This is a genomic window from Kribbella sp. NBC_00359, from assembly GCF_036097425.1.
Taxonomy (GTDB): Bacteria; Actinomycetota; Actinomycetes; order Propionibacteriales; family Kribbellaceae; genus Kribbella.
In genome coordinates, this window is the sequence record NZ_CP107975.1 from 1,577,538 (window position 1) to 1,590,452 (window position 12,915).

A 12,915-nucleotide genomic window follows, 5' to 3' on the forward strand; every position below is an offset into this window, starting at 1 on the left:
GTCAGCGAGGCCACGGTCTGTAGACCGAACGAATCCTGAGCCGTTCGATCTGAGGGCTGCCCAGCTGCTGGATCGGAATCCGGCCGCGCCGGTCAGGTAAGCCGGTAGACATTGAGCAGGTTGTGGCAGATCGCTTCCATTCGCTGTCCACGGCGGCCAGGCTGCGTCGTGAGAGGTCGCGGATCTTGCGGTCGTGCTTGATCTGGGCGCGGACAGGTTCGATGATCGCGGCCCTCTTCTTGTAGGTCTTGCCGCCTCGTGGGATGTTGAGCTTGGCGATCATCGTGGTGGTCAATGGGTCGGGTCTCCGCCACGGCGTCGCCAGAGCAGCTGGTTCACCCGGGCTCGGGTCACGCCCACGTGTTGGGACCTGACTTGGGTCACGTTCGTGCGGGCGCGAGCCGGGCGTGCGCTGACCTGCAGGTTTGCGATGAGCTGGTCGCGAATTTGCGCACTAATCGCGGCGCGATTCTGCTGATCAAGGCCGATCACCGCTAGTGTCGATAGTTGCCCCGAGCAACCATCGGTGCAGCCAGGTCGCCCTCAACCGGGTGTCAGGCGAGCCGCTCGAGATCCGAGGCCTACGCTGGCGGTCTCCGCGCTCGAAGTTCAAGACGACACGCGGTATGCCCGGCTCTACCCGGGTCCCGCACGCGCGATCGAGGCCGAGATCTGCATCAGCCGCGGTGCAAGAAGCCGCTCAGGGTGCGCACTAAGTTGACCCAACTCGGGGGGGCGCGCCCAGATGTTGGGATCGATCTCGCCGGCTTCGACGCGTTGAAGGATCTCGGTGCGTTGTGTCGGGGTCTCGCCGATCCGCTTGGGTTCCCGGGAGCGATGAAGGACTCCACGCCTTTGAAGTTGACGTTGTCGGTGCTCCAGTAGCCCGCGTCCGCGACGAACCCTGCGTGCCCGTCGTTTCTCGCCGGCGGTGCGGAGGTTCCTCGTCGCGGCGGTGATCGTTGGCGCGTAGGCCGGGCGTCGTTGGCCTGGTTGGTGACCTCGGCTGCAACCACGAACTACTGCTCGGTCGCGACCGCTTGGGCGTTGTAGGTAGGCCTCCAGGTAGCCATCCTTGGTCTTGAGCGTCCTGCTGTCCGGGTCGGTTACGTTGGCCTCCCGGCGTGACCTGTGCGTCGCCGCGGTCGGCGAGGGCCGCCGTCCGTGGATCGGTTTACCGGTCGCCGCCTCGATATCCGCGCGTCTGGCCATGTGCGTCTGGTACCACTTGTCCGCCGCGTCGGCCTCAAGCTCATCGAGCAGAGCACGTAACCGGGCCGGCGACCGCACGCCCACGCAACTCACCGGCAGGCCCGTCCCGGTCCTGGTCAGCGGTTGCGTCCTCGGCTGCATCCGTCGCGGCCGCCTCGGCAGGGATCTCCTCAGCGATCTGCATCGCCGTGCGGTTGGCCTCGCACGAGGCGTTCGCACACAAGTTGGTGCCGTCGATCGCGATCAGTCCCGGACGCAGCAGCCCGGCACGAGCACCCAGCGACAAGACCTGACCGAACACCTCCGCGATCGCGGTCTCATGGGTGGCGCGGAACCGGGCGATCGGGGCGTGATCGGGCTGCTGATTGGCCGCCACAACCCGGAATACACACGTCCTCGCCAGCGGCTTCTCGATCCTGCGGCTGGACCGTTCTCCCACGCAGCAGGAGTAGATGAGCAGACCGAGCAGCACCTCCGGGTCGTAAGCAGCCCCACCCGGCCATCGGCACGGTACCCGGCCAGGGAATCTGACGGACAGATCAAGCTCAGCCACCACATCCAGCACGAACCACGCCAGATGGCCCTCGGGCAACCAGTCCGCCACCGAGGGCGGCATCAACATCAACTGCTCACGATCCACCCGCGTGAGGTTTAAGCCACGCAACGATTCTCCTTGGCTACGACCCACCAGCCGAGGGCGAACCCGCTTGCGTTGCCTCCAGCTTGGAGGGACAGCCTCCCCGCTTGAGGATCTCGACGTCCTTGCGCAGCCGGCGGTTCTCCCGCCGCAACTGCGCGAGCTCGTCTTTCTCGCTGCTGGTCAACCCGCCGTCACAGATGCCGGCGTCGCGTTCGGCCTGCCTCAGCCACTCCCGCACCGCGGTCTCGGTCAGGCCGAGGTCCTTCGCAACCTGACCCACCGACCGGTCACCGCGCTGACACAGCTCGACGATCTCGACCTTGAACTCAGGCGTGAACGAACGACGAGGCTGCGCTTCTTCTTGCCCATCGACTCCATGATGAACATCCTTCCCGAGCGCAAGCTCCCGACCTCGGATGTCCGTCAAAACGGGGCAGTCCCAGGCGGATCGGTTCGCGATTACAGATCCGAGATCCGGAGACCACTGACCGCTTTGAACGGCAAACGATGCTCGACGACGCGATCCGATGACAACCAATCTCCGAACGTTCCGCCGGTCACGGGCATATTTGGCCAGTGTTGCGACATTTGACGCGGCGCCGACGGCAAAGCGGTGGTTAGGGGTTCGAGTCCCCTCACCGGCTCTCTGTGATCTCAGGAGATCCCGGACAGACCGGACCCCTAACTGGGGTCCGGTTTTTGTTTTTTGGGTGGTCCTGGGGGTCTGCCGAGGGGTTGGTAGTCGAGGGTGAGCTCGCGGAGGAGTTCGCCGGTGGCGGCGTTGACGATGCGGATGTGGAGGTCGTCGACGAGCTTGAGGACTGGGGTTCGGGCGTGTTCGGTGCCGATACTGATGTGGTGGAGTCGTCCGGCGCGGCGCAGGGTGAGTTTGCCGGCTGGGTCGGCGATGTCGTGGAGTACGCGGTGGTGGGTGTCGGTGCTCCGGTCGCTGCTGGGTCCTGCTTTGGGACGGGCCTGGTAGGCGGTGGCCGGGGTCGCGCGGTGCGGTAGCGACCGGTGGGGCCAGGTGTGGTTGTAGGTGTCGACGAAGGTGTCGATGCGGGCTTGGAGCTGGTCGAGAGTGGCGGGCTGGTCGGGTTGAGCGGCCAGCCCCTTCTTCATCGTCTGCTGGAACCGTTCGACCTTGACGCAGGTGGTGGGGTGGTTCGGGGCGGGAGTTCTTCTGGACGATGTGGAGTCGGCGTAGTTCGGTCTCCAACCCGTTGCGGCTGTTACGGCCGCTGCGGCCGCCGGCGAAGCGGGTGGTGTAGACGAGGCCGCTGTCGGTGAGCACGGAGGCTGGATAGCCGTGCAGGGCTGCGGTTTCGGTGAAGGTGGCGAGCACGATCCGGCCGGTGATGTGCAGGTGCGGTGAGACGTGCAGGGCGTAGCGGGAGTGGTCGTCGAGCCAGGTGACGGTCTCGGTGTCGGTGCCGTCGGTCAGTGGGTAGTGAGTGAAGTCCAATTGCCAGGTCTCGTTGGGCTGCTCGGCCTCGAACCGCAGGTAGGAACTCTTAGGTCGCTTCTTCGGCTGCGGGACCACCAGGCCCCGGCGGGTCAGGGTGCGAGCGACAGTGCTGACCGAGACTGTGACCTGATGGCGGTGGCGCAGATGCCACGCGATGGCGTCCGGGCCGTCGTCCAGACCGGACTCGACCAGCTGCTTGCGGACCTTGATGATCAGATCGACGGTCGGCTGTGGCGTGGCGGTGGGGCTGGTGTTGGGCCGGCGTGATCGCGGATCGAACGCCGCCTGCCCCTCCGCACGGTAACGGGCCAGCGGTTCGTAGACCCATGAGCGGGACACGCCGTACGCGGCAACCACCTCGGCCACCGTACGACCCTCGACATCGATAGCGGTGACCACCAACCGGGCTTTGGACACACTCGCAGCCTCAACGCAGCCTGCTCGAACCCGCAGATTCAGTCCGGCATGTCTTGACAGACCTGTCCGGTATGTCCTGACGGAACACACCCTCACCGGCTCTGAAGTCCTCCCCCGCCCCCGGCTGCCGCCGGTGCATCCTTTCCGACTGTCGCCGGCAACTTGCGAGCTGCCGCTCGCGGATGACTGCTCGGGCCGATGCCCGCACCCGAGCGGAAAGTGGTGATTGGGGACTGTGACCAGCCCCACGCACAGGGTGGTAGAACGAGCCGGCAGGCAACAGCGAGCCCGACACTGAGCAGGGTGGTGCACGACGGGTAGCGCGGTGCTGCGTTCGGGGTGAGCCTCCGGCGGGCGAGAATTTTCGGGTGCGACTCGTTCTCATGAGCTGTGTGGTCCTGGTGGCTGTTGCGTGCGGTCACAGTCCCAAGCCGCTGGATGCCGACTATCACGGCACTGAGCTCAGCGCGAACAGGAAGGCAGCGGTAGAGGTGCATGCTGAGCGGGTCGCCGCGCTCCGGGCGGCGGTTCCGGGGCTGGACGAGTTGGGTTCATCCAGGCACGACGAGTGCGTTGGCGGACAATGGTTCGCCGAGGACCGGTACTACCTGCCGTACGTCTGCCGATCCACCCGTACGACGTTGCTGTCGTTCGCCGGTGGCTTCGAGGATGGCGCGGCCAAGCTGACGGCAGCGATGGAGGCGAACGGGTGCGCGGACGGCCTCCAGAGCAGCCTCGAGAACTCGCTACAGACCGGGCATCTGGCCGACGTGACGCAGCTCGAACGCTCCGGCGGCCGGCCGTGCGATCCGTCTGGTCCGTTGGAGGAGGCGTGGCGCTGGATCTCGTGGTCGCAGGCGCACCCGAACGAGCAGCAGCGAGAACGCGCGCTCAGTGAGGTCGAGGTCTGGTGTGAATCGAAGGTGTGCGAGGCCGAGCCGCTCGTGCTGGGTGACGTGCTGGGCAAGGTGCCTCAGAGCGACCGGTGGATTGCGGCGGTCACATCTCGCACCACCTACTGGCACGGCAAACCGATCGACGGCTGAGACGACGCTGCACGCCGCCGAGCCCGAGGCTTGTGGTTGAGGAGTATGGGATTAGGGCGCCGCTTGGGCCGTATGCGGTGGGTTAGGGCTTGCGGGGGCGGCGGGCTACTTGGTGGCCGGATTGGGTGAAGAGGTGTAGGCGGGTGGGGTCTACGGCTGCCCGGATGGGGGTTGGGGGGCGTAGGGAGGTCGGGGCGTCTAGTTGGACTATGAGGTCGGACCGGCGGTGGGTGGGGGTGCAGGGCGGGGGTTCGGGGGGTTGGGGGCGGCGGGGGGATCGGAGGGAGCGGCGGTGGGGGGTGGGGGGTGCGACGAGGGTGGTGGGGAGGGTGGGAGGTGGTTGGCCGACCAGGTCGGGGTTCACGAGGTTGAGGTCGGATTCTATGAAGGCGAACCATTGGTTGCCGTGGAATTCGAGGGCGCGGAGGCGGCCGGTGAGCCAGTTGTCGGTTTCGGTGGTGGGGGTGAGGGTCAGGGCGTCGGGGCGGATGCCGACGATGACCGTGGCGCCGTCGTGGTGGCTGAGGATCAGGGATCTGCGGTCGACCGGGGGCAGGGAGATGGACTGGGTGCCGAAGTCGAGAGCTACGCGGTGGTGGGCGGTGACGCGGACAACCGCGGAGATCAGGTTGATCCTCGGCGTACCCAGGAAGCCTGCGACGAACGCGGTGCCCGGGTCGGCGTAGACCTGCTCGGGGGTGCCGGCGTCCTCGATCCGGCCGTTGCGCATGATCGCGATCCGGTCGGCGAGCGTGAACGCCTCGACGTGGTCGTGGGTGACGTAGACCGTGGTCGCCTTCAGGTCCTTGCTCATGGCACCGATCTCCTGGCGGAGCTCGGTGCGCATCGTCGCGTCGAGATTCGACAGCGGCTCGTCCATCAGGAAGATCTCCGGCCGGCGGACGATCGCCCGGCCGATCGCGACCCGCTGGCGCTGGCCGCCGGACAGGGTCCACGGGAGCTGGTCGATCGCGTTCTCGATGCCGAGGATCCGGGCGAGCTCGGCGGCCTTGACGCTCGCCTCGGCCGGCTCCTCCCCCGCGACCAGCAGCGGGAACATGATGTTCTCGCGGACCGTGCGGTTCGGGTACAGGGCGCCGTTCTCGAAGACCATCGCGACGCCGCGGTCCTTGGGCTGCAGCCGATTCGCGTGGGTCCGGCCGAACCACAGGTCGCCGGCCGTGATCGGCTCCAGGCCCGCGATCATCCGCAGTACGGTCGACTTGCCGCAGCCGGACGGCCCGAGCAGCACCATGAACTCGCCGTCCGCCACCTCGAGGGACAACTCGTCCACCGCGAGATGGTCCCCGTCGTACACCTTGGACACCGAGTCCAGCCGAATCCCCGGCATGTGCCCCCTCCGAGAGGTCGATGGGGACCGAGTACACCGTTCCACCCGCATCTTGTCCAGTGCCTCCGGCGGCACGGCGTACCGTAGGCGGGTGGAATCGAGGAAGTCGCCGCGGGACAAGTGGATCACGGTGTACGGGCGGAAGCCGGTGCTCGAGGCGCTGCATGATCCCGGGCTGTCGGTGGCGAAGGTGGTCCTGGCGGACAACGCGACCGGGCAGTCGATGCAGGAGATCCTGCGGGCCGCGGAGAAGTACGGCACGCCGGTTGAGCGCGCAACCGCCAGCCGGGTGAAGTGGCTGGCAGGGAACGGGAAGCACGACCAGGGTGTGGTCGCGGACGTCGACGCGCCGCGGATGACCCCGCTGGAGGAGTTCCTGCGCGAACGCGGCAAGCGGCCGACGAACGTCTTCCTGCTGGACGGCGTCACCAACCCGGGCAACGTCGGCATGATCCTGCGTACGGCGACCGGCGCCGGGTTCGACGGCGTGATCCTGCCCCGAGCCGGTACGCCGCATGTCGGGCCGCTCGTGATCAAGGCATCTGCCGGGGTTGCGTTCCAGGCGCCGATCGTGAACACCTCGACCGCGAAGACGGCCGTCGATCTGCTCCGCACGGCCGGCTATCACGTCTACGGTCTGTCGGCCCGCTCCCAGGACTCGCTGTTCAAGGCCGACCTCGCGCCGCGCGCCGTCTACGTGCTCGGCGGCGAGACCAACGGCATCACGGTCGCCACCGACTCCGACCTGCAGATCCCGCTGCACGCCGGGGTCGAGTCGCTGAACGTCGCCGTGGCCGCAGCGGTCGTCGCCTTCGAAGTCACCAACCGCTGAACCTCAACCGCTGAGCCGCGCAGCGGTCAGCCGGTGATCTGGCTTGCCAGGGCTTCGGCGTCCTTCTTGCTGTAGTTGCCGCTGATCTGGACCTTGCCGGCGGTGATGGCGGACGTGACCGTCGGAGCCGCCGCGACCTGGCCGCCGACCACGATCGCCAACTGATTCTTCGGCGGTTGCAGGGCGGCCAGCTGATTGGTTAGCGCGGCGAAGACCCGGGTGCCCTGCTCATCGAGGGTCAGAGTGATGTACCAGCCGGGCTGGTCGGGCGACTGCGCCGCCTTGACCTCGGAGACGTGGCTGCCGTCGAGTTCGACCTTGCCGACGGTGTAGCGCATGCCGTTCGGATCGCAGACGATCCCCTTCGGCAGCGGGCTGGCGCAGGTGCCTTGCGCGGCCGTCAGCACTCGCCGGAACTCAACCGCCCGCGGAGTCGCGGCCGCCGCCGGCTTGTCGTCGACAAGGCGCAGTACGACGACCACCCCAGCCACCACCACCGCGACCAGCACGAGCACGAGTACGCCGACCAGCACCGCAGGACCACGGCGCTGACTCGTTGGCTGGTACTCCGGAAACGAGGGCTGCGTCATGACAGCCGATGCTATGCACTCATCGAGTCACGCAGCCGGACTGCAAGCTCGGCGTTGCGTTGGGCAAACGACTGCCACAGGACCGGCGTCGCCGCCACCCGATCGCGAGCCGTCGCCTCCGACACCGCGCGCTGCGTCCAGGTGCGCATTCGCCCGCCGCGGACCTGGAAGTGCACGAGTACGCCGTCCGCCCAGCCGTACACGTCCGCGTCGCGAGGTTCGAGCCAAGCGACCTTCTGCTCGGCGACGATCCACTCGAGCGCCGCGAGCTCGTCCTGCACCTTCGCCGCGAACTCGAACCGGAGCTCGCCGGCCGCCCGATCCCGCCGCCGGACCAACTCGTCGCGCAGCGCGGCCACCGCGGCCGGATCCCTTTCGAGTACGGCGATCGCGGTCCGAGCCAGCGCAGCACGGTCCCCCGGCCCGATCCCGAACAGCCGGCCGAACTCCTGCGCCGAGCCGTCGCCTTCGACCGTGTACTGCAACGGCAGCACGCGATGCAGACCGGAGATCGCCTGCCGGATCCGCAGCCCACCGAGGTACGGCCCGAAGTGTGGCGCGGTCCCACTCACCGTGTGCTCGAAGCGCAGCCCAGGCTTGGATCCGTCGTCGAACCGGATGTAGCCGACCACCTCCGCTCCGCCCTCGGTCCGGTTCCACCGCGGCTTGGAATGCTCGAGCAAGTTGCGTTCCAGCCAGGCGGCCTCGTGCTCGGAGTCGCACCAAACCCCTTCCACGCGGGCGATCCGCCGTACCATCCGCGCGAGCCGCGGCCGGTCGCCGAGGTGGTTCCAGTACGACTGGACGCGCCGGCGGAGGTTACGGGCCCGTCCGATATACAGCACTTTCCCGGTCTCGTCACGGAAGCGGTACACCCCCGCTTCGGCCGGTAACTGCCGCACATCACGCCTCATGACCACAGTGTGCATGCACCGACTGACTGCGTGTCGACCAACCCGTGGAGTGTTTGAAACGAATGGATATCCGGTCTTGCGCCGAGGACGGCGACATGGTCATGCTGGCGGCCACTTCGAGTGCTCGCAGGGGTAAGTGAGGCCGGGCGCCGGGGTTGTGGGCCTGGGGGCTTGATGAGGTTTACCGCCATGTGGGTGCGTCGCGTCCTGTCCGTGCTGTGTGTTCTCTTGTTGACGCCACTGGTCGCGATCGAACCGGCACGGGCCGCGGTCACGCCGACCGGCTTCACCGAGCAGACCGTGTTCAGCGGGCTGGTCAATCCGACGAACGTCGCGTTCTCGCCGGACGGCCGGGTGTTCGTCGCCGAGAAGAGCGGCCTGATCAAGGTCTTCGACTCGCTCGACGATCCGACGCCGAGTGTGTACGCCGATCTCCGCACGGAGGTCTACAACTATTGGGATCGTGGACTTCTCGGTCTCGCCTTGCACCCCGACTTCCCTGCGGATCCACGCATTTACGTGCTGTACACGCACGACGGCCTGATCGGTGGACCGACGCCCAAGTGGGGTACGCCGGACACGACCGACGACCCGTGTCCGTCGCCGCCCGGCCCGACGAGCGACGGCTGCCAGGCCAGTGCGCGACTGTCGGTCATCAACGGCACCGGCGCCGAACAGGTGCTCGTCGAAGACTGGTGTCAGATCTTTCCGAGTCACTCGATCGGCTCGATCGAGTTCGGGCCTGACGGCATGCTCTACGCCGGCGGTGGTGACGGTGCCAGCTTCAACTACACCGACTACGGCCAGGACAGCTTCCCGGCCTCGGACGTCACTCCCGACAACGCTTGCGGCGATGGGCCGGCGCCTGTCGGCGCGACGCTCACGCCGCCGACCGCCGAAGGCGGCTCGCTACGGTCCCAGGACATCCGCACCGGTGGCGATCCGGCCGGCCTGGACGGATCGCTGATCCGCATCGACCCCGACACCGGCCAGGCCGCGCCTGGCAACCCCGCCCTGAGCAGCACCGACCTGAACACCCGGCGGATCGTGGCGCACGGTCTGCGCAACCCGATGCGCTTCGACTTCCGCCCGGGCACCAACGAGATCTGGATCGGCGACGTCGGCCAGAAGACCTGGGAGGAGATCGACCGGGTCGTCAATCCGACCGCGGGCGTCACCAACTTCGGCTGGCCCTGTTACGAAGGCGCCGGCCGGATGCCCGGGTTCGACGCGGCCAACCTGAACATTTGCGAGAACCTGTACACCGCCGGTACGTCCGCGGTGGCCTCGCCGTACTACACCTACAACCACGCCGATCACATCGTCACGAATGAGACCTGCAGTGTCGGCAGCTCGTCGATCTCCGGGATGTCGTTCTACCGGGGCGGAAACTACCCGCCCGAGTACGACGGTGCGCTGTTCTTCGCCGACTACAGCCGCAAGTGTGTGTGGGCGATGATGCCGGGCTCCAACGGACTTCCGGATCCGGCGAAGATCGTGCAGTTCGCGTCTGGCTACGGATCCACGAGACTGCAGAGCGGACCGGGTGGTGACCTGTTCGCGGTCGACTACGACAACGGCCGGATCATGCGGTACGTCTACGACGCCACGAACAACCCGCCCACCGCGGTGATCAACGCCGACCCGTCCAGCGGCCCGACACCGCTGACCGTGACGTTCGACGGGACCGCCTCCAACGACGCCGATGGCGACGCGCTGACGTACGCCTGGGACCTCGACGGCGACGGCCAGTACGACGACTCGACCGCGGCGACCGTGCAGCACACGTACACCACCAGCGGCACCGTGACCGCGCGCCTGAAGGTGTCCGACGGCCATACCACCGGCGCGACCTCGACCCAGATCAATGTCGCCAACACGGCACCGACGGCGCTGATCACCTTGCCCGGACCTGCGACGACGTGGAAGGTCGGCGACAAGATCACCTTCGCCGGCTCGGCCACCGATCCGGAGCAAGGCACGCTGCCCGCCTCGGCGCTGAGCTGGGCGCTGATCATGCACCACTGTCCGAGCGACTGCCACTCGCATCAGATCACCGCGGTGACCGGCTCGAGCGGCACGTTCACCGCGCCCGATCACGAGTATCCGTCGTACCTCGAACTCAAGCTGACCGCCACGGATGCCAGTGGACTGACCGACACCAAGAGTGTGCGGCTGGATCCGAAGACGGTCGGGCTCACGTTCGCGACCCAGCCGGCCGGACTGCAGCTGACCTACCTCGCCAAGACCGCGAAGGCTCCTTGGACCGGTACGACGATCGTCGGGTCGAGCGGATCACTGTCCGCGGAGCAACTGCAGGCGCCCGCGAATCAGCTGTACCGGTTCGCGTCCTGGTCCGACGGCGGCGCACGCACCCACAACTTCGTCGCGCCGGCAACACCAGCCACCTACACGGCGACGTACGTACCGAAGCGCAATCTCGCCCGCGGCCACCCGGCGCTGGCGTCGAGCGTCTACCTCGCCGGGCGGGAGGCGTCGAAGGCGGTCGACGGTTCGATGGCGACCGCGTGGTCGAGCGCTCGCACCGATCCGCAGTGGTTCCGGGTCGATCTCGGGTCGGTCCAGCTGGTCAACCGGGTGCTGCTCAACTGGCTGTCGACGGCGTACGGGAAGGCGTACCAGATCCAGGTCTCCGGGAGCGGGCGGACCTGGAAGACCGTGTCGTCGACTACCACTGGGGACGGTGGCACCGACAGCATCGTTTTCAGCCCCAACTACGCGAGGTACGTGCGGATCAACGCGACGGCCCGTGGTGTGGCCGGGAGCTACTACTCGCTGTGGGAGTTCGGGGTGTTCCAGGACACCGGTCCGGTCACCGGTATCGCCGGGAAGTGCGTCGACATCTACCAAGCCGCAACCGCCGACGGCACGCCGACCACGCTCTACACCTGCAAGGGTGTGGCGAACCAGCAGTGGACGCCGTCCTCGGATGACGGCACCCTGCGTTCGCTCGGTAAGTGCCTGGACGCTCGCGGTACGGCGATCAAGACCGCCGCGGTGCTGTGGACGTGTAACGGCAGTCCCGGGCAGAAGTGGACGCCACGGTCGGACGGCACGCTGCTCAACGCCGCGTCCGGACTGTGTCTCGACGCGTCCGGTGCTTCGAGTGCGAACGGCACCAAGCTGATCATCTACACCTGCAACGGCGGGACGAACCAGAAGTGGGTGCTGCCGTAAATCAGTCGTTGGTGCCGAACTCCGCGACATACAGTGACTCCGCCTTGGACCGAAGGACGGAGATCATGGACAGCGGCTGGGTGGACGAGGGATTCGGCGCGGTCGCCGACACCTTCGCGGAGAATTTCGACCTGTTCCCCGAGCTCGGTGCGGCGGTCACGGTGTACGTCGGTGGCCGCAAGGTCGTCGAGTTGTGGGACGGCGAGGCCGCTCCTGGACGACAATGGGACCGCGAGACCGTCGTCCCCGTGTTCTCTTGTGCCAAAGGGCTGGTGAGCCTGGTCGTCCACCTGCTCGCCCAGGAGGGGCGGCTCGACCTCGATGCGCCGATCGGCGCGTACTGGCCCTCGTTTGTTGCTGCTGGCAAGGAGAAGATCACCGCCCGGATGGTGCTCGGGCACCGGGCCGGGATCCCGGTGCTCGACCAGACGCTGTCCTTCGAGGAGATCGCGGCCTGGACACCGGTGATCGCGGCGATCGAGGCGCAGAAGCCGCTGTGGGAGCCGGGGACGTCGTACGAGTACCACGGTCATGTGTTCGGTTTCGTCCTCGGCGAGGTGGTCCGCCGGATCACCGGGCTGCGGCCGGGCGCGTACTTCCGTTCCGTCGTGGGCGATCCGCTGGGGCTGCGGGCGTGGATCGGTCTGCCCGTTGACGAACTGGGATCACTGGCCCGGCTGACCGAGGCCGAAGGACGACCGCCGATGCCGGGTCCCGAGCATCTGCTCACGCGGATCGTGACGATGAACGGCGCGCTGGTCTTCCCGGGTCTCGACGTACCGCACGGCTGGAACGATCCCGCCCTGCTGGGAATGGAGCTTCCCGGTGCCGGCGCGGTGGCGTCGGCGACCGGCCTTGCCGGGCTCTATGCGGCAGCCGTGACAGGTATCGACGGGAGTGCGCGGCTGCTGACGGCCGACACCGTGACGGATGCGGTCCGGGAGGTGTCGTCGGGACAGGGCTTCCTCGGCTTCGACGCCGGCGCGCGCTGGGGCTCGGGCTACCTGCTCGACTCCGCGACCTTCCGGCCGCTGCTGGGTGCGCGAAGCTTCGGGAACGACGGAGCCGGCGGGCAGTTCGCCTTCGGCGACGACGAGTACGGCGTCGGTTTCGGGTACGTCGCCAACCGCATGGTCGGCCACGGTGATGCCCGGGCCAACCGCCTGATCACCGCCGTACGCGACTGCTTGGGCTGACAGACCGGCTCCGACCCGCGGTTGTGCGGGCCGGAGCCGATTTCGGCCCGT

11 protein-coding genes, 1 tRNA gene and 1 pseudogene are annotated in these 12,915 nt (G+C 67.5%); 5 read left to right on the forward strand and 8 right to left on the reverse strand.

The window, feature by feature from the left end:
- Position 1: 1 nt before the first annotated feature.
- The 3 genes from OG876_RS07610 to OG876_RS07620 form a co-directional block, all read right to left on the reverse strand.
- On the reverse strand, positions 2-283 hold the full coding sequence (locus OG876_RS07610) for a hypothetical protein (protein WP_328524069.1): 282 nt from the start codon (positions 281-283) through the stop codon (positions 2-4).
- A 969-nt stretch (positions 284-1,252) separates the two neighbouring features.
- Positions 1,253-1,900, reverse strand: coding sequence for a transposase (locus OG876_RS07615; RefSeq protein ID WP_328524070.1), 648 nt, complete (start codon positions 1,898-1,900; stop codon positions 1,253-1,255).
- On the reverse strand, positions 1,890-2,390 hold the full coding sequence (locus OG876_RS07620) for a transposase (protein ID WP_328524071.1): 501 nt from the start codon (positions 2,388-2,390) through the stop codon (positions 1,890-1,892). The genes OG876_RS07615 and OG876_RS07620 overlap by 11 nt, the downstream gene beginning before the upstream one ends.
- 34 nt (positions 2,391-2,424) lie before the next feature.
- On the opposite strand from OG876_RS07620, the gene OG876_RS07625 reads away from it, so the two are divergent.
- Positions 2,425-2,496 (forward strand) — tRNA-OTHER (locus tag OG876_RS07625).
- Positions 2,497-2,533: 37 nt separating this feature from the next.
- On the opposite strand, the gene OG876_RS07630 is transcribed toward OG876_RS07625, so the two are convergent.
- Positions 2,534-2,974 (reverse strand): hypothetical protein, encoded by a 441-nt coding sequence (locus OG876_RS07630; protein ID WP_328524072.1) that lies wholly within the window; start codon positions 2,972-2,974, stop codon positions 2,534-2,536.
- Between the two features lie 157 nt (positions 2,975-3,131).
- Positions 3,132-4,049: pseudogene (locus tag OG876_RS43980) on the reverse strand (helix-turn-helix domain-containing protein); the annotation flags it as partial.
- 56 nt (positions 4,050-4,105) lie between these two features.
- Between OG876_RS43980 and OG876_RS07635 the strand changes: the two are divergent.
- On the forward strand, positions 4,106-4,783 hold the full coding sequence (locus OG876_RS07635; RefSeq protein ID WP_328524073.1) for a hypothetical protein: 678 nt from the start codon (positions 4,106-4,108) through the stop codon (positions 4,781-4,783).
- Positions 4,784-4,865: 82 nt separating this feature from the next.
- On the opposite strand, the gene OG876_RS07640 is transcribed toward OG876_RS07635, so the two are convergent.
- Entirely contained in the window at positions 4,866-6,134 is a 1,269-nt protein-coding gene (locus tag OG876_RS07640) for an ABC transporter ATP-binding protein (RefSeq protein ID WP_328524074.1), read from the reverse strand.
- Positions 6,135-6,225: 91 nt separating this feature from the next.
- Between OG876_RS07640 and OG876_RS07645 the strand changes: the two genes are divergently transcribed.
- Positions 6,226-6,966: a TrmH family RNA methyltransferase gene (locus OG876_RS07645; protein ID WP_328524075.1), complete on the forward strand. Its 741-nt coding sequence runs from the start codon at positions 6,226-6,228 to the stop codon at positions 6,964-6,966.
- A 26-nt stretch (positions 6,967-6,992) separates the two neighbouring features.
- On the opposite strand, the gene OG876_RS07650 is transcribed toward OG876_RS07645, so the two are convergent.
- Together OG876_RS07650 and OG876_RS07655 are read right to left on the reverse strand one after the other, a co-directional pair.
- Positions 6,993-7,556: a SecDF P1 head subdomain-containing protein gene (locus OG876_RS07650; protein WP_328524076.1), complete on the reverse strand. Its 564-nt coding sequence runs from the start codon at positions 7,554-7,556 to the stop codon at positions 6,993-6,995.
- Positions 7,557-7,567: 11 nt separating this feature from the next.
- On the reverse strand, positions 7,568-8,470 hold the full coding sequence (locus OG876_RS07655; protein ID WP_328524077.1) for a GIY-YIG nuclease family protein: 903 nt from the start codon (positions 8,468-8,470) through the stop codon (positions 7,568-7,570).
- A 189-nt stretch (positions 8,471-8,659) separates the two neighbouring features.
- On the opposite strand from OG876_RS07655, the gene OG876_RS07660 reads away from it, so the two are divergent.
- The gene (locus OG876_RS07660) at positions 8,660-11,668 is read left to right on the forward strand and encodes a ricin-type beta-trefoil lectin domain protein (protein ID WP_328524078.1); all 3,009 of its coding nucleotides are present in this window, start codon (positions 8,660-8,662) and stop codon (positions 11,666-11,668) included.
- A 65-nt stretch (positions 11,669-11,733) separates the two neighbouring features.
- On the forward strand, positions 11,734-12,864 hold the full coding sequence (locus tag OG876_RS07665) for a serine hydrolase domain-containing protein (RefSeq protein WP_328524079.1): 1,131 nt from the start codon (positions 11,734-11,736) through the stop codon (positions 12,862-12,864).
- Positions 12,865-12,915 lie beyond the last annotated feature (51 nt).